General features: G+C 47.7%; 25 protein-coding genes and 1 rRNA gene. 1 reads left to right on the plus strand and 25 read right to left on the minus strand.

Going from position 1 to position 15,879, the window contains the following annotated elements:
- The 4 genes from KNQ04_RS14465 to KNQ04_RS14480 all read right to left on the minus strand — a co-directional run.
- Positions 1-109 (minus strand): 16S ribosomal RNA (locus KNQ04_RS14465); the annotation flags it as partial.
- 341 nt (positions 110-450) lie between these two features.
- A complete protein-coding gene (locus KNQ04_RS14470; protein WP_214851630.1) occupies positions 451-1,056 on the minus strand; it encodes a KinB-signaling pathway activation protein in 606 nt (201 codons plus the stop codon).
- Between the two features lie 3 nt (positions 1,057-1,059).
- Positions 1,060-2,091, minus strand: a complete 1,032-nt coding sequence (locus KNQ04_RS14475) for an Mrp/NBP35 family ATP-binding protein (RefSeq protein WP_214851632.1) — start codon at positions 2,089-2,091, stop codon at positions 1,060-1,062.
- Positions 2,092-2,283: 192 nt separating this feature from the next.
- Positions 2,284-2,916 (minus strand): M15 family metallopeptidase, encoded by a 633-nt coding sequence (locus KNQ04_RS14480; RefSeq protein WP_214851633.1) that lies wholly within the window; start codon positions 2,914-2,916, stop codon positions 2,284-2,286.
- 106 nt (positions 2,917-3,022) lie between these two features.
- On the opposite strand from KNQ04_RS14480, the gene KNQ04_RS14485 reads away from it, so the two are divergent.
- Positions 3,023-3,310 (plus strand): hypothetical protein, encoded by a 288-nt coding sequence (locus KNQ04_RS14485; RefSeq protein WP_214851634.1) that lies wholly within the window; start codon positions 3,023-3,025, stop codon positions 3,308-3,310.
- Positions 3,311-3,439: 129 nt separating this feature from the next.
- Here the strand turns inward: KNQ04_RS14485 and rpsI are convergent, their stop codons facing one another.
- From rpsI to rpsH, 21 genes are all read right to left on the minus strand, one after another.
- Positions 3,440-3,832 (minus strand): 30S ribosomal protein S9, encoded by a 393-nt coding sequence (gene rpsI / locus KNQ04_RS14490; RefSeq protein WP_029332278.1) that lies wholly within the window; start codon positions 3,830-3,832, stop codon positions 3,440-3,442.
- A 24-nt stretch (positions 3,833-3,856) separates the two neighbouring features.
- Positions 3,857-4,294 carry a 50S ribosomal protein L13 gene (gene rplM / locus KNQ04_RS14495; protein WP_012369041.1) on the minus strand — a complete coding sequence of 146 codons (438 nt, stop codon included), beginning with the start codon at positions 4,292-4,294 and terminating at the stop codon, positions 3,857-3,859.
- Positions 4,295-4,449: 155 nt separating this feature from the next.
- Positions 4,450-5,199 (minus strand): tRNA pseudouridine(38-40) synthase TruA, encoded by a 750-nt coding sequence (gene truA / locus KNQ04_RS14500; protein ID WP_214851635.1) that lies wholly within the window; start codon positions 5,197-5,199, stop codon positions 4,450-4,452.
- Positions 5,199-5,990, minus strand: a complete 792-nt coding sequence (locus KNQ04_RS14505; RefSeq protein WP_214851636.1) for an energy-coupling factor transporter transmembrane component T family protein — start codon at positions 5,988-5,990, stop codon at positions 5,199-5,201. The genes truA and KNQ04_RS14505 overlap by 1 nt, the downstream gene beginning before the upstream one ends.
- Positions 5,987-6,844, minus strand: coding sequence for an energy-coupling factor transporter ATPase (locus tag KNQ04_RS14510; protein ID WP_214851637.1), 858 nt, complete (start codon positions 6,842-6,844; stop codon positions 5,987-5,989). The genes KNQ04_RS14505 and KNQ04_RS14510 overlap by 4 nt, the downstream gene beginning before the upstream one ends.
- Positions 6,832-7,662 carry an energy-coupling factor ABC transporter ATP-binding protein gene (locus KNQ04_RS14515; RefSeq protein WP_214851639.1) on the minus strand — a complete coding sequence of 277 codons (831 nt, stop codon included), beginning with the start codon at positions 7,660-7,662 and terminating at the stop codon, positions 6,832-6,834. The genes KNQ04_RS14510 and KNQ04_RS14515 overlap by 13 nt, the downstream gene beginning before the upstream one ends.
- A 95-nt stretch (positions 7,663-7,757) precedes the next feature.
- Positions 7,758-8,129: a 50S ribosomal protein L17 gene (rplQ, locus tag KNQ04_RS14520; protein WP_214851641.1), complete on the minus strand. Its 372-nt coding sequence runs from the start codon at positions 8,127-8,129 to the stop codon at positions 7,758-7,760.
- Between the two features lie 33 nt (positions 8,130-8,162).
- The gene (locus tag KNQ04_RS14525) at positions 8,163-9,107 is read right to left on the minus strand and encodes a DNA-directed RNA polymerase subunit alpha (RefSeq protein ID WP_029332273.1); all 945 of its coding nucleotides are present in this window, start codon (positions 9,105-9,107) and stop codon (positions 8,163-8,165) included.
- 137 nt (positions 9,108-9,244) lie between these two features.
- Positions 9,245-9,640 carry a 30S ribosomal protein S11 gene (rpsK, locus tag KNQ04_RS14530; RefSeq protein WP_029332272.1) on the minus strand — a complete coding sequence of 132 codons (396 nt, stop codon included), beginning with the start codon at positions 9,638-9,640 and terminating at the stop codon, positions 9,245-9,247.
- A 16-nt stretch (positions 9,641-9,656) separates the two neighbouring features.
- Positions 9,657-10,022 (minus strand): 30S ribosomal protein S13, encoded by a 366-nt coding sequence (gene rpsM, locus KNQ04_RS14535; RefSeq protein ID WP_012369033.1) that lies wholly within the window; start codon positions 10,020-10,022, stop codon positions 9,657-9,659.
- Between the two features lie 20 nt (positions 10,023-10,042).
- Positions 10,043-10,156 carry a 50S ribosomal protein L36 gene (rpmJ, locus tag KNQ04_RS14540; protein ID WP_003156543.1) on the minus strand — a complete coding sequence of 38 codons (114 nt, stop codon included), beginning with the start codon at positions 10,154-10,156 and terminating at the stop codon, positions 10,043-10,045.
- A gap of 33 nt (positions 10,157-10,189) precedes the next feature.
- The gene (infA, locus tag KNQ04_RS14545; protein WP_012369032.1) at positions 10,190-10,408 is read right to left on the minus strand and encodes a translation initiation factor IF-1; all 219 of its coding nucleotides are present in this window, start codon (positions 10,406-10,408) and stop codon (positions 10,190-10,192) included.
- A 149-nt stretch (positions 10,409-10,557) separates the two neighbouring features.
- On the minus strand, positions 10,558-11,310 hold the full coding sequence (gene map / locus KNQ04_RS14550) for a type I methionyl aminopeptidase (protein ID WP_029332271.1): 753 nt from the start codon (positions 11,308-11,310) through the stop codon (positions 10,558-10,560).
- Positions 11,310-11,957, minus strand: coding sequence for an adenylate kinase (locus tag KNQ04_RS14555; RefSeq protein WP_026834297.1), 648 nt, complete (start codon positions 11,955-11,957; stop codon positions 11,310-11,312). Before KNQ04_RS14555 ends, map begins: the two co-directional genes overlap by 1 nt.
- A gap of 72 nt (positions 11,958-12,029) precedes the next feature.
- The gene (gene secY, locus KNQ04_RS14560; RefSeq protein ID WP_214851643.1) at positions 12,030-13,319 is read right to left on the minus strand and encodes a preprotein translocase subunit SecY; all 1,290 of its coding nucleotides are present in this window, start codon (positions 13,317-13,319) and stop codon (positions 12,030-12,032) included.
- A complete protein-coding gene (rplO, locus tag KNQ04_RS14565; protein WP_029332269.1) occupies positions 13,319-13,759 on the minus strand; it encodes a 50S ribosomal protein L15 in 441 nt (146 codons plus the stop codon). The genes secY and rplO overlap by 1 nt, the downstream gene beginning before the upstream one ends.
- Before the next feature lie 35 nt (positions 13,760-13,794).
- Complete coding sequence (gene rpmD / locus KNQ04_RS14570; RefSeq protein ID WP_012369027.1) at positions 13,795-13,980, minus strand: 50S ribosomal protein L30; 186 nt, start codon at positions 13,978-13,980, stop codon at positions 13,795-13,797.
- A gap of 18 nt (positions 13,981-13,998) precedes the next feature.
- Positions 13,999-14,499: a 30S ribosomal protein S5 gene (gene rpsE, locus KNQ04_RS14575; RefSeq protein WP_012369026.1), complete on the minus strand. Its 501-nt coding sequence runs from the start codon at positions 14,497-14,499 to the stop codon at positions 13,999-14,001.
- A 22-nt stretch (positions 14,500-14,521) separates the two neighbouring features.
- Positions 14,522-14,872 carry a 50S ribosomal protein L18 gene (rplR, locus tag KNQ04_RS14580; RefSeq protein WP_029332268.1) on the minus strand — a complete coding sequence of 117 codons (351 nt, stop codon included), beginning with the start codon at positions 14,870-14,872 and terminating at the stop codon, positions 14,522-14,524.
- A gap of 37 nt (positions 14,873-14,909) precedes the next feature.
- On the minus strand, positions 14,910-15,446 hold the full coding sequence (rplF, locus tag KNQ04_RS14585; protein WP_029332267.1) for a 50S ribosomal protein L6: 537 nt from the start codon (positions 15,444-15,446) through the stop codon (positions 14,910-14,912).
- A 31-nt stretch (positions 15,447-15,477) separates the two neighbouring features.
- The gene (gene rpsH / locus KNQ04_RS14590) at positions 15,478-15,876 is read right to left on the minus strand and encodes a 30S ribosomal protein S8 (protein WP_012369023.1); all 399 of its coding nucleotides are present in this window, start codon (positions 15,874-15,876) and stop codon (positions 15,478-15,480) included.
- Positions 15,877-15,879: the final 3 nt, after the last annotated feature.

Genomic DNA, 15,879 nt, shown 5'->3' on the forward strand with positions numbered 1-15,879 from the left:
ATTCCACTCGCTTCCCTCCGAAGAGTTCCGCGAGCTTCCTGCGCTCGACTTGCATGTATTAGGCACGCCGCCAGCGTTCGTCCTGAGCCAGGATCAAACTCTCCATAAAGTGTTTGACTTGCTCGTTGTTGTGACTAAAAGTCACGTTGACGAAGCTTGCGCTTCATTCATTGTTTGTATCCGAAGATACGTTTTTGCCTCATCGTTCAGTTTTCAAAGTCCGATATGTCATTTGACGACTTTTAAATCTTACAGTAAAGTATTAACTGATGTCAATTCTTTTTTTATAAGTTTTTTTCGTTGTATGACGCTCGCTTTCGGCGTGTGCCTCAGCGACATGTATTAATATATCAACTCTTGTTTTTTACGTCAACTGTTTTTCTAAAAAAACTTTTAAAAAAGATGGACCCGATGGAATTGGTCATAACAACCATTCCCCGAGTCCTTTTCTTATGCCTGTTTTTGCGACTGTACTTTCGCTGGCGCAGGCTTTTCTTGCAGACGGTGTAACATCAAGATTTGATACGCATTACAAATCAATAGTGTTGCCAGTGCGGCCCACAGCATCCGTTTATCTTGCGTCGCCTGAAGAGCCGGCACCCATTCAATCAACGTGATGACTGTCATTAAGAACAACGTTGGAACAAACGCCGTAAAGTTCGTCTCGCGTGCTTTTGTCCGTGCGACGAGAAACGCAACGATTAGCAAGACGACCATCTCGCCAATATAGAGCGTCGTCTTCTCGAATCCGAACGCAAGGCCACGCAAGTAAACACCGTCAAACAAGGCGAAGGCGATCAAAACGACCTGAACACGATTCCATAGTTTTGCGCCGCGGAATAGATCAAGTCCAACCCGGTGCAAAATCAAATAGGAGAAAAAGCCCATCAGGCTGATCGCCGTCCATGTACTGCTGTATGCCAGGGCCGTGATGTATCCGCTAATCGATTGATTGCGGATATAGCCCGGTTCAGCGACAAGGTTGAACACGAAGCCGGCTAGCGTTCCAATCAGGAGCGTCATCCAGAACAGCTTCAAAAATCCTTTAATCTTCATGTATTATCCCTCTACTTTTTCGATGACACGCGCTGCGAGTTCATTATAGTGTGTTTCAAATGGATGATCATCGCGGTAAATCGATGGTGCAAAGTCCGATTCATTCGCATATGGTTGTCCAAGTGGAATCTTAGCTAGAATATCTGTTTTTAGCGCTTCTGACAACTTCTCTCCGCCACCTGATCCGAAGACATACTCTTTTTCACCTGTTACTTTACTTTCGAAGTAGGCCATGTTTTCGATGATTCCGAGTAAACGGTGGTTCGTCTTGATCGCCATCGCACCTGCACGAGCCGCAACGAATGCTGCTGTCGCATGTGGTGTCGTGACAATCAACTCTTGGCAGCTTGGGAGCATCGAGTGGATATCAAGTGCGACGTCACCCGTCCCTGGTGGTAAATCAAGTAAGAGGTAATCGAGATCGCCCCATTCAACATCCGAGAAGAAGTTATTGAGCATCTTCCCGAGCATCGGTCCACGCCAGATGACGGGTGCATTATCTTCAACGAAGAAGCCCATCGAGATGACTTTTACGCCAAATCGTTCAGGTGGAATGATCCGGTCATTGACGACGGTCGGGCGTGTTTCAATCCCCATCATATCCGGCACACTAAAACCGTAGATATCCGCGTCAATCAATCCCACTTTTTTCCCCGCGCGTGCGAGAGCAACTGCGAGGTTGACGGAAACCGTCGATTTTCCGACGCCACCTTTACCGGAAGCAATCGCGATGAACGTCGTACCTGACTCCGGTTTAAGAATCGACGGTGTCGTCGCTGCTTGAATGCCGTGGTCACCGAGTGCTTCGAAGCGGAGACCGACCGTTTTAAATCCTTTTTCCTTTAACTCTTTGACGATTTGCTGTTGCAACGTCAACTGTTCACCCGAACCCGCTTGTGCAAGCGCGATTTTCAGACTGACGTAATCCCCCTTGATGCGGACATCTCGAATCCCATTCGTATCTGCAAGCGAGCGTTCAATCGTCGGATCGATTAACTGTCCGACTACCTCGCGAATTTCTTGTTCATTCAACATAGTGCCTTCCCCCTGAGAACGTTCGATTTATTCCATTTCAGTATAACAAAAATAAGATAGCGCTTGCACATTTCGGCTCGGAAAGGGGAATATTTCCTGAAGTTTTATTACTTGCCGGCTACCGAATCCTGTTTCCATCGAAAATGACTACTCTTCTTTGCCTTACCCGTACAAAGAACGGTAGCCATTCGCTTAAAACATCCGATTCCAGGTCGCCGGTCCGACGACACCGTCGACCGCAAGCCCTTGCCGTACTTGATAGGCCCTGACTTGCCGCGCCGTCGTCTCGTCGAATACTTTCGTCACGGGTGCCTTCACTGCCCGCTGGATTCGCTCGATGTCACGTTCATTCATTCCGATTGCCCCACGGTACAGTGGACGACCCGGATACGGGACGAGGACGTCCGTTGTCGTCTTCAATAGTTCAAAGTGAGGGTAATCTTGAAACGTCACCCAATCACCGCCCCATGAAAAGCCTTGTTCTTTCATTGCCGCGACAATCTGTTTGAACGGTTCATCCCTTTCAAAGATTGCCTGTGTCCCGTCATCTGTATAACGAAAAAGATCGACGGCAATCCCGCGGTTATGATTCGATTGTCCGCCACGTGCGTTCGTCACGATGGCGCCAGGGGTCGTCCGTCCTTGTGCATATAATGCCTCTTGCTCCCGATAAGAACGAAAACCTTGCGCTACGCCAACGTAAATCCCTTTCCCGTGGAGTTCCCGGATGACATGGCGTGTCTTGCGCGCGACTTCCGGCGAGAGTCCGGCGACGCTCAGTTTTCGGTTCGCTCGTTCGAGTAGCCATTCGATCGTCAATGCCACTTCACATCACACTCCTTCTTCGTTCTTTTCCCAGATTCCCCTTCGTGTATACTTGGGAAAGGTCATGTTTTCGATTACCTTATTCAAAAGGAGGTTTCTTTAGTTCATGAAAAAAGTGCTTTTCCTGTCGATGATACTGACGCTTTTCCTACATATCGGCTACCTTGCCTACTTCTATTTCTTCACAGTACAGCCGGCAACTACCTATCAACCGATACTTGAAGAAGGTGCTGTCCTATTAGAGCAGAGCACGGTGTTCGTCAGTCACGGATCGGATGATAGCGTACGTGCTTTCTTAACAGCACAGTTCATCCGTTCCATTCCCGTGACGTTTTTGATTCTCTTCGGTGCTCTGACTCTAGTCCGTAGGTTCCGTCTGCGACGTACGGTTTAAACTAAGAGGGACTCGACCGTTGCTAAATTTCAAAAGTAAAAGCGTGAGATCATTTCCCTGTTGCGGAGATGATCTTTTTTAGATGGCACAAAAAAACCTCCCACCCGTAAGGATGAGAGGTAAAAACGATTAACGTTTTGAGAACTGAGGCGCACGACGTGCTGCTTTAAGACCGTATTTTTTACGTTCTTTCATACGAGCATCGCGTGTTAAGAAGCCTTTAGCTTTAAGTGTTCCACGGAAATCTGGATCCGCTTGAAGAAGTGCACGTGAGATACCGTGACGGATAGCGCCTGCTTGACCAGTGAAGCCGCCGCCTTTGACCGTTACCATGATATCGTATTTACCTTCTGTTTCTGTGATTACGAGTGGTTCTTTTGCAGTCATGATTAAAGTTTCATAACCGAAGTATTCGCTGATATCGCGCCCGTTAACTGTGACTTTACCGTCTCCAGCAACGAGGAAAACGCGAGCTGCCGCGTGTTTACGGCGACCAGTGCCGTAGTAACGTACATCTGCCATCGTGTAGTTCCTCCTAAATTCGTATTAACCGCGAAGTTCGTAAACTTCTGGTTGTTGTGCTTCTTGCTTATGAGTATCTCCAGCGTAAACGTGGAGTTTGTTGAACATTTGACGACCGAGGCTACCTTTTGGAAGCATCCCTTTGATCGCGAGTTCAAGCATACGCTCAGGTTTGTTAGCGAGTAAGTCGCGTGCGACAGTCTGCTTCAAGCCGCCTGGATGACCAGAGTGACGGTAGTAGACTTTTTTGTCGAGTTTGTTACCAGTTAATACGATTTTCTCAACGTTGATGAGGATAACGTGATCCCCACAGTCAACGTGTGGTGTGAACGTAGGTTTGTGCTTACCGCGGAGAAGTGAAGCCACTTCGCTCGAAAGACGACCGAGTGTTTTGCCTTCTGCGTCGATAAGGAGCCATTTGCGTTCTACATCAGTAGCTTTCGCCATGAAAGTTGTGCGCATGTAAAATACCTCCTAAGGAATTTAAAAGTTTCTTTTTTGATTTTTCATTTATTCACTGTGTGAATCTATCAGAATCTTAGGTGTACGGGGCTAAGATTGTGGTTTCATAATAAATGAAATGCCAATAAACATTGTATGTTTTTTAGCGGCTAATGTCAAATGCCTTTTTTAGACTCTGGGTAGAAAACTTCCCAAAGGTACAACCCGTGCGGTGGTGCCGTCACACCAGCGACGTTTCGATCCTTCGCGGCAAGCATCTTCTTGATGTCCGTAGCGGAAAAACGTCCGCGCCCGACATCAAACAAAGTCCCGACCATGATGCGAATTTGATTATAGAGAAAACCGCTTCCTTTAAAGCGAAAGATCAACTCTTCCCCGTACTCAATCAACTCCGCTTCATAAATCGTCCGGATCCGATTATCCGTTTCCGTCTTCGCGACACAAAACGAACTGAAATCATGGGTGCCGACTAAATCCGTCATCGCTTGACGCATCACGTCGAGATCAAGCGCGTACGGAATCAATACCGATTGATGACGTCGAAACGCATCTTCGGTCCGGCGCACGAAGTACCGGTACTCTTTCCCCACTACATCATACCTTGCTTCGAAGTCAGAAGCGACCTCTTTACAGTCCCGGACACGAATATCGTCCGGTAACAACGTATTTAAGGCCTTGACCATACTGTCCGGAGCAATCGCAAGTTCCGTATCAAAATGGATGACTTGCCCCTGTGCGTGCACACGGGCGTCCGTACGCCCTGACCCGATGACCTTGACCGGGTGCTTGTGCATGCGCGCAAGCGTCTTCTCGACGACCTCCTGGATCGTTACACCATTCGGTTGGACTTGGTAACCGGAGTAACCTGTCCCGTCATATTGAATCGTACATTTAAAACGTCGCATCAGAAACCTCCCCGTAAGTAAACAAGAAGGAGTGCGACGACGACGAGCAGACCCATCAAACCGGTATCACGTGCCGTCCATTTCGATTCCCGGAGACGTGTCCGTCCTTCTCCCCCACGATAGCCGCGTGCTTCCATCGCCGTCGCGAGGTCCTCTGCCCGCTTAAAGGCAGAGATGAACAACGGAATCAAAAGCGGGATGATTGCTCGCAGACGCTCTTTGATCGGTCCTGCCGCTAAATCAACACCACGCGCCTGCTGTGCTTTCATGATCTTCTCCGTCTCTTCCGCCAGTGTCGGCAGGAACCGCAGCGAAATCGAGAGCATCAAGGCAATCTCATGCGTCGGAACGCGGACGATCTTGAATGGCTTCAAAAGCAATTCGATTGCATCTGTCAGCTCAATCGGTGACGTCGTCAAGGTGACGAGTGTCGTAATCGAGACCAGATAGAAGAAGCGGAGTGAGACAATGATCGCGAGACGCAGACCTTCCGAATAAATTTTCAACCATCCGAGTTCAAACAGGACGGTCCCTTCTCGCGTAAAGAACAGTTGCACGATAAACGTAAACAGGATCAAGAACAGAATCGGCCGTAATCCTTTTAAGACATAGCGGAGCGGCAATTTACTACTCGCTAACGCCAAAAACGTAAAAATGAGTAAAAAAATGTTCGTCGCCGCATTGTTCGCGAGGAACACGAGCGGGATGAAACAAAACGCAAAAATAATTTTGGCAAGCGCAGAAGAACGATGAAGATAGGACGTACCCGGAATATGTTGTCCGACGATCATATACGTCCCCCCTGTACCTGTAAAATCCAATCCACGACTTCCGGTTCCGTTCGTAAGTTTGGACGCGAAAGTCCGAGCCGGTCCGCCACCGGCCAAGCGAGTGCTAAGACATGTGGCAAATCAAGATGGAACTGCGTTAGCAATTCAGCCTGTTGGAACAATCCAATCGGCTCGCCGTCATATGCGACGTGTCCATGTTCCATGACGACGACACGATTCGTATACTCGAGCACTTGATCCATATCATGCGTAATCAAAAGTAATGTCAAACCCGTTTCCGCGTGAAGCCGGGCGAAAAGACTCAGCATTTGCTTACGTCCTTGCGGATCGAGTCCAGCGGTCGGTTCGTCGACGATCAACACGTCTGGTTGACTAGCGAGTACGCCTGCGATCGCAACACGCCTCATTTGCCCACCAGACAGGTCAAACGGCGATCGGGACCAGAAGACTTCGTCTAGCCCTACTGTGCGTAATGCCTCTTTTGCGAGCCGTTCTGCCTCTTCCTGCTCATGGCCAAAATTCATCGGACCGAACATGACATCTTTTAAGACCGTTTCTTCAAACAGTTGATACTCCGGATACTGAAAGACGAGACCGACACGTTTTCGTAGTGCCTTTAAATCTTGTTTTCGTTTTGGTTCAATGATGATGTCATCGACTTGGACTTTCCCTCTCGTCGGTTTCAGCAATCCGTTGATGTGCTGGACGAGCGTCGACTTCCCAGACCCAGTGTGTCCTACAAACGCAACAAGCGCCCCTGACGGAATCTCAAGATTCACATCACGCAGCGCGACTCGTTCGAACGGACTATTAAGTTGGTACGTATAGTTCAATTCCTGGATTAGGATTGGCATAAGCGGTTCACCAATTCACTTTCATCTAGTATCGTGTCCCCATACGAGAGACCTCGCGCCCGCAATTGCTCCTGAACTCGAACGATGAAAGGAACATCGAGACCGATTTCTTGGAGAAACGCCGATTTCGCAAAGACTTCTTGAGGTGTACCTTCTAATACGATTTTCCCGGCATCCATCACGATGACACGACTGGCCTGTAAGACCTCGTCTAATTCATGTGTAATGGCGACTACCGCCATCGGATGTCGTTCATATAATTCTTGAACGGTCGACATAACCTCTTCACGTGCAAGTGGATCAAGCATCGATGTAGCTTCATCAAGCACGAGAACATCAGGGCGCATCGCAAGTGCCGAAGCAATTGCGACACGCTGCTTCTGTCCGCCGGATAGTTGATGGGGTTCCCGGTCAACAAAATCCGTAAGGCCAACGCGCGCTAGACTGTCGTCGATACGACGAACCATTTCCTCGCGTGGCACACCCCAATTTTCAAGGGCGAATGCCACGTCGTCGCGCACGGTCGTGCCAACAAATTGATTATCTGGATTTTGAAAGACGATGCCGATTGCCCGGCGCATCTCCCACAGTTGCTCCGGATTCGTACTCGAGAACGTCTCGCCTACGGTCACCGTTCCTGATTCAGGAAGCAACAAGCCATTAAACAATTTAGTCAGCGTTGATTTTCCAGAGCCGTTGTGTCCAACGATGGCGACCCATTCACCAGAATGAATCGTCAGAGAGACATCTTGTAACGCCGCTTGTTCCTGTTCCGGATACCGATACGTAACGTGATCCAGTTCAATTAGCTTCGTCATGTCTACTCCTCCTTCATCAAATCAATTAATTCCATTTGTAACAAAAGGGCAGAAGCGAGTTACGCACTGCCCTTTTATAACGAATCATTTAAAAATTAAACGAGTTCGATGATGACCATTTCTGCGCCGTCACCACGACGTGGTCCCATTTTCATGATGCGTGTGTAACCACCTTGACGCTCAGCAAAACGTGGAGCAACATCAGAGAACAATTTTTGGATTGCATCTTGTGTTTTACCAGCTTCGTTTTGACCAGCAGCTTCGCGACGAACGAACGATGCAACTTGACGACGAGCGTGGAGATCACCGCGTTTACCTAAAGTGATGAGTTTCTCAACGACTGGACGAAGTTCCTTCGCTTTTTGTTCTGTAGTTTGGATACGCTCATTGATGATGAGATCAGTCGCAAGGTCACGCAAAAGTGCCTTACGTTGTGAGCTTGTACGGCCTAATTTCGAGTATGCCATGGATGGATTCCCTCCTTCGTGCAATTAATAGTTTTAGTCTTCTTTACGCAAACCAAGTCCGAGTTCGTCGAGCTTCGCTTGAACTTCTTCGAGTGACTTACGTCCGAGGTTACGAACTTTCATCATCTCGTCTTCGCTCTTATTCGCGAGTTCTTGAACCGTATTGATACCAGCGCGTTTCAAACAGTTGTACGAACGAACTGAAAGATCGAGTTCTTCGATCGTCATTTCGAGTACTTTTTCTTTTTGATCTTCTTCCTTTTCGACCATGATTTCAGCATGGAGCGCTTCGTCCGTAAGACCAACAAAGATGTTTAAGTGTTCTGTCATGATTTTTGCACCGAGTGACACTGCTTCTTCAGGGCGGATTGAACCGTCCGTCCAAACATCAAGCGTCAATTTATCGAAGCTCGCATCTTGACCGACACGTGTTTTTTCAACTTGATAGTTTACACGTTGAATTGGCGTGTAAATCGAATCAATTGGGATTACACCGATTGGCATATCGTCCCGTTTGTTATCTTCAGCCTGAACATACCCACGGCCACGACGAGCTGTCAGACGCATATGAAGTGATGCACCTTCTGCAAGTGTTGCAATGTGAAGTTCTGGGTTGAGGATTTCGACGTCGCTGTCATGCGTAATGTTCGCAGCAGTAACAACGCCAGCGCCTTGAATATCGATCTCAAGTGTTTTCTCTTCTTCCGAGTACACTTTGAGGGCGAGTTTCTTAAGGTTCAAGATGATTTGGGTAACGTCTTCTACAACGCCATCAATCGTCGAGAACTCATGAAGAACGCCATCGATTTGGACTGCAGTGACTGCAGCACCCGGAAGTGAAGATAATAGGATACGACGCAGAGAGTTACCAAGCGTTGTACCGAATCCACGCTCAAGCGGTTCTACTACGAATTTACCAAACGTAGCGTTTTCGCTTAATTCGACCGTTTCAATCTTCGGTTTTTCGATTTCGATCATCTGAACCCCTCCTTGAATATCGTCTTGTTGGCCATCGCGTTCAATCGCCAACCGTCTCGTGTACGTGTCTACTGCTTGGTTTGGTCAAACGATCAACAAAAGTCTACTCGATTTCCCGCTTTGCAGTACAAGACGGGTTACACGCGACGACGTTTTGGAGGGCGGCAACCGTTGTGTGGAACTGGAGTTACGTCACGGATCGCTGTAACTTCGAGACCGATTGCTTGAAGCGCACGGATAGCAGCTTCACGACCTGCACCAGGACCTTTAACGTTGACTTCTACAGTACGCATACCGTTGTCCATTGCAGTTTTTGCAGCTGTTTCAGAAGCAAGTTGTGCTGCGAATGGAGTCGATTTACGTGAGCCTTTGAAGCCCATGTTACCTGCAGTTGCCCAAGAGATTGCATTCCCTTGCACATCAGTGATCGTAACGATTGTGTTGTTGAATGTTGAACGGATATGCACGATACCAGACTCAATATTCTTTTTGACTTTACGTTTACTACGAACGTTCTGTTTACGTTTTGCCATATTAGTTTACCCTCCCTTACTTCTTCTTGTTCGCTACTGTACGGCGTGGGCCTTTACGAGTACGCGAGTTGTTTTTAGTGTTTTGACCACGAACTGGAAGACCACGACGGTGACGAACACCACGGTAGCAACCGATTTCGATCAAACGTTTGATGTTGAGTGAGATTTCACGACGAAGATCACCCTCAACTTTTACTTTATCTAAACCATCACGAAGTTGGTTGAGTTGTTCTTCAGTCAATTCACGAGTACGAGTATCTTCAGAGATACCAGCTTCTTTCAAGACTTTCTGAGCAGTCGTTTTACCAACACCATAGATGTAAGTGAGTGAGATAACGATGCGTTTCTCACGTGGAATATCTACACCAGCAATACGTGCCATGTGTGCACCTCCTTGTTTAATTACCCTTGTTTTTGTTTATGCTTAGGGTTTTCGCAAATAACCATTACTTTGCCTTTACGGCGGATAACTTTACACTTTTCACAGATCGGTTTAACCGAAGGTCTTACTTTCATTGTGAATACCTCCTCCTGAAAAAATCGGAGTTTTTATTTGAAACGGTATGTGATCCGTCCGCGAGTTAAGTCGTATGGTGACAACTCAACTGTTACTTTATCTCCTGGTAAGATCCGAATGAAGTGCATCCGAATTTTTCCTGAGACGTGCGCGAGGACCGTGTGGCCGTTTTCTAACTCCACCTTAAACATCGCATTTGGAAGTGGTTCGATAACCGTACCTTCCACTTCGATTACATCTTGTTTCGCCATCAATTATACCCCTTTCTCTATAAAGTTGATTGGGAGCCCAGACGATTTGTAGCGCTTAGGGGCTTTCTACAGTAGCCGTTGAGAGATCATCGGTCACAAACACGAGTGGATAGCGGCTATAGAAAGGTGACACCAATAACGCGCACAGCTCACTCTGCATCGACCGTTAAGATCTCGTAGCCGTCGTCTGTGATGGCGATGGTGTGCTCAAAGTGGGCGCACATGCTACCGTCCACTGTCACTACCGTCCAATTGTCGGATAGTGTGCGAACATAGCGTTTCCCGACGTTGACCATTGGCTCAATCGCCAGTGTCATGCCGGTTTTCAGGCGCGGCCCTTTCCCCGGTGGTCCATAATGTGGGATTTGCGGATCTTCATGCAAATTTTGTCCCACGCCGTGGCCCACATATTCGCGGACTACAGAAAAATTCGCTGCTTCGACATGTGACTGAATCGCATGCGAAATATCTGTCAGGTGCACACCAGCTTTGGCGCGCTCCAATCCTTTATACAGAGATTCTTCAGTTACGTCAAGTAACTGCTTCGTCTCTTCAGAGATTGTACCGACCGGATATGTCCAGGCTGAATCTCCGTGATATCCATTATACTCCGCCCCGATATCAATCGAGATGATGTCTCCATCGTGGAGTACGCGGTCACCCGGAATACCATGGACAAGTTCTTCATTTACTGATGCGCAGATGCTACCAGTAAACCCATTATAACCTTTAAACGATGGTGTTGCCCCTTGACTTCGAATATAACGTTCAGCGATCGCGTCGAGTTGCCCCGTCGTGATGCCTGGACGAATGTGAGCTTTAAGCTCTTTATGCGTCCGAGCGACGATTTGTCCTGCTTTACGCATGATATCGATTTCACGCGGCGCTTTCGTAATGATCATTACTGACCACCAAGAAGTGCTTGAACATCGGAGTAAACTTCATTAATCGGACGATCACCGTCCAAATTACGAAGATACCCTTTTTCAGCGTAAAAGTCAATCAAAGGTTGCGCTTGCGCGACGTTGACTTCAAGACGACGGCGAACCGTTTCTTCTTGATCATCTTCACGTTGAACAAGTGCTGATCCGTCGATATCACAAACACCTTCCACTTTTGGTGGGTTATAGATGACGTGATACGTTGCTCCACATGTCGGGCAAATCCGGCGGCCTGTCAAACGAGGGACAAGTTTCTCTGGATTCACACCAATGTGAATGACGTGATCGATTTGTTTGTTAAGATCCGCAAGTAATGCTTCAAGAGCATCTGCTTGTTTCACTGTGCGTGGGAAACCGTCAAGAAGAAAACCATTTGCACAGTCTTCTTTGGCGAGACGTTCACGTACGATGCCGATTGTGACTTCATCCGGAACGAGTTCCCCTTTATCCATGTACGATTTCGCTTCCTGCCCGAGCGGTGTTTGATCTTTGATCGCCGCGCGGAACATGTCGCCTGTCGAGATGTGTGGAATGGCGTAGTCTTCGATAATTTTCGCAGCCTGCGTCCCTTTTCCAGCACCCGGCAAGCCCATCAATACAAGATTCATGTCGGTAGCCTCCACTTCTATAGACTCTATAGACACAACAGAAAGGAAAGGGATGGTCCCCTTCCTCCCGCCTTATCGGATAAAGCCTTTGTAGTGTCGTTTAACCAGTTGACTTTCAATCTGTTTCATCGTCTCAAGACCTACACCGATGACAATCAACAAGCTTGTCCCACCAATTTGCACCGAGTTCGGTAAACCAGCGAACTTAATAAAGAACGTTGGCGTTACCGCGATGACAGCAAGGAAGAGCGAACCGAAGAATGTCAGACGGTACAAGATCTTCGTGATGTATTGTTCCGTTTGCTTACCAGGACGAATACCAGGAATGTATCCGCCTTGTTTTTGAAGGTTCTCTGCCATTTGTTCCGGGTTAACCTGAACGAATGTGTAGAAGTACGAGAAGGCGATGATCAACGCAACATAAATCGACATTCCGATTGGACTCGTATAGTCGAAGATGTCACGAATTTTCGTCGCTGTTTCCGGACTCGCAAAGAAACTTGCAACCGTTGGTGGAGTCACCATGAACGACACCGCGAAGATAACTGGGATAACACCAGCAGCATTCAGCTTAATCGGCAAGTGAGTCGATTGGCCGCCTACTGGCGCACGATTCACCGTACGCTTAGCGTACTGAATCGGAATCTTACGTGCAGCTTGCTGCACATAGATGACACCGACGATGACCGCGATGATGATTAAAAGCAACAGTACGATATAAAGCACGTTGACGAACAAAGCATCCCCTGCATTTTGGAGCTTTGTTTCGTAGATCTGGCGGAACGCGTTCGGGAAGCCTGCGACAATCCCAGCGAAGATGATCATTGATATCCCGTTACCAATGCCCTTCTCCGTGATGAGTTCACCGAGGAACATCAAGAATGCTGTACCAGCCGTCAAAACAAGTGCAATCATAACGTACGTCCAGGTGCCGAATTGCTCATCGACAAGACCTGGATAGATACGGTTAAATCCAAGCGCGATTCCAAACGCTTGGACTAAGCCGAGTACGATCGTTCCATAGCGCGTTACCGTTGCTAACTTCTTACGGCCCGCCTCTCCTTGTTTTGCCCATTCGGCAAACTTTGGAACAACGTCCATCTGTAAGAGTTGGACAACGATTGAAGCCGTGATATACGGCATGATTCCCATCGCAAAGAGTGAGAAATTCTTCAAAGCATTCCCACCGAAGGAATTCAAGAAGCCGAGAACACCGTTGTCGTCAATCTTGAATACTTCAGTGTTTACCATCGGCACTGGGATATGCGCTCCGATCCGGAACACGATAATCAATGCGAGAGTAAACAGAATGCGCCGACGAATGTCGGCTACGCGCCACATATTGGAGATCGCTTGAAACATTAGATCACCTCAACCGTACCGCCGGCAGCTTCGATCGCTTGCTTCGCAGCTTCGGAGAACTTGTGAGCTTTTACAGTCAATTTCTTTTCAATCTTGCCGTTTGAAAGGATCTTAACGCCGTCTTTCATACCTTTGACTGCGCGAGTCTCGATAAGAAGTTCAGGAGTTACTTCAGTTCCTTCTTCAAAACGGTTAAGTGTGTCAAGGTTGATAACCGCGAACTCTTTACGAGTCGGGTTGTTGAAGCCGCGTTTTGGTAAACGACGGAAAAGTGGGTTTTGTCCACCTTCGAAACCTGGACGAACACCACCGCCTGAACGAGCTTTTTGACCTTTGTGACCACGGCCAGAAGTCTTACCGTTACCAGAAGACATACCGCGACCTACACGGTTGCGTTCTGAACGTGAACCAGCAGCTGGTTTCAATTCATGGAGTTTCATAGTGGGGCACCTCCTCATAAAATTATATCGTTCTATTACTCTTGAATTTCTTTAACTGTCAATAAGTGTGACACGTGGTTAATCATCCCACGCATAGCAGCGTTGTCAGGTACGACAACAGTTTGGTGCATCTTACGGAGACCAAGCGTACGAGTAGTAACGCGTTGGTTCTCCGGACGACCGATCATGCTGCGTGTGAGGGTAACTGCGAGTTTCGCCATCTGTATTCCCTCCCTTTCTTAACCGCGAAGTTCTTCGACGGTTTTACCGCGGAGTTTCGCAACGTCTTCAGCACGTTTAAGTGAAGTGAGACCTTTAACAGTCGCACGAACCATGTTGATTGGAGTGCTTGATCCAAGTGATTTCGAAAGAATGTCGTTGATTCCCGCTAATTCGAGAACCGCACGAACTGGGCCACCAGCGATGACTCCAGTACCTTCAGAAGCAGGTTTCAAGAAGACGTGACCTGCACCGAAAATTCCGTTGATTTCGTGTGGAATTGTAGTGTTAACGATTGGAACGTTAACCATGTTTTTCTTTGCATCTTCGATTGCTTTACGGATCGCTTCAGGCACTTCCTGAGCTTTACCCGTACCGAAACCTACGTGACCATTCTTGTCACCTACGACGACGAGTGCAGCAAAACGGAAGCGACGGCCACCTTTTACTACTTTCGCGACGCGGTTTACAGTAACAACGCGTTCTTCGAGTTGATCCATGTTAATTTCTAACTGGCGCATGTAGAGGTTCCCTCCTTTTCTATTAGAATTTGAGACCAGCTTCACGAGCTGCTTCAGCTACAGCTTTGATACGTCCATGATAGAGATATCCTCCACGGTCGAAAACGACTGTTTCAATACCTTTTTCAAGAGCGCGTTCAGCTGCGAGCTTACCGACTGCTGTTGCAGCGTCAGCTGTGTTGCCTTTTTCAAGATCGAGTGATGATGCAGATGCGAGTGTTGCATGTGTTGCATCGTCAATGACTTGTACGTAAATGTTCTTGTTCGAACGGAATACGTTCATACGTGGACGTGTTGCAGTCCCGATGATTGTACGACGTACACGACCATGACGCTTTTTACGCGTAGCGTTTTTGTCTGCCTTTGAGATCATTTATGCCACTCCTTTCCGGTCAATTCGTATCAACGAATTACTTACCTGTTTTACCTTCTTTACGACGAACGACTTCATCACTGTAACGAATTCCTTTACCTTTGTACGGCTCAGGTTGACGGTACGAACGAATCAATGCAGCAACGTGTCCAACACGCTCTTTGTTGATACCGCGGATGATGATTTGCGTATTCGTAGGAACTTCGACTTCAATGCCTTGTTCCGGAGTGTACTCGATTGGGTGTGAGTAACCGAGGTTGAGTACGATTTTGTTACCTTGCTTTTGAGCACGGTAACCAACACCTTGGATATCAAGTGTCTTAGCAAAACCGTTGTTTACACCTTCGACCATGTTCGCGATAAGCGCACGAGTCGTTCCGTGAATTGTACGGTTAGCCTTTTCGTCGTTTGGACGAACGACAGTCAATTCATTACCTTCTACGTTGATAGCCATAGTCGGGTTGAACTCACGTGTGAGTTCACCTTTAGGACCTTTTACTGTAACTGTGCTGTTTTCAACTGTTACTGTAACGCCTGCTGGGATAACGACCGGCTTTTTACCAATACGTGACATTTAAGACACCTCCGTTCTTTTTATGCGTGAATTACCAGATGTATGCGATCACTTCGCCGCCGACTTTTTGTTGGCGAGCTTCTTTGTCTGTCATAACACCTTTAGATGTTGAAACGATAGCGATTCCGAGACCACCGAGTACTTTCGGGATTTCATCAGCTTTCGCGTAAACGCGAAGACCTGGTTTCGAGATACGTTTGAGTCCAGTGATGACGCGTTCGTTGCTTGCGCCGTACTTAAGGAATACGCGGAGCGTACCTTGTTTGCTGTCCTCGAGATATTCAACATCGCGGATGAAACCTTCACGTTTGAGGATTTCAGCGACTTCACGTTTGATTGTAGAAGCTGGCATTTCCAACTTCTCATGGCGAACCATGTTTGCATTACGAATGCGTGTAAGCATATCTGCAATCGGATCTGTCATAACCATGCG

Origin of the sequence: Exiguobacterium sp. s193 (assembly GCF_018618755.1) — a bacterium.
Taxonomy (GTDB): domain Bacteria; phylum Bacillota; class Bacilli; order Exiguobacteriales; family Exiguobacteriaceae; genus Exiguobacterium_A.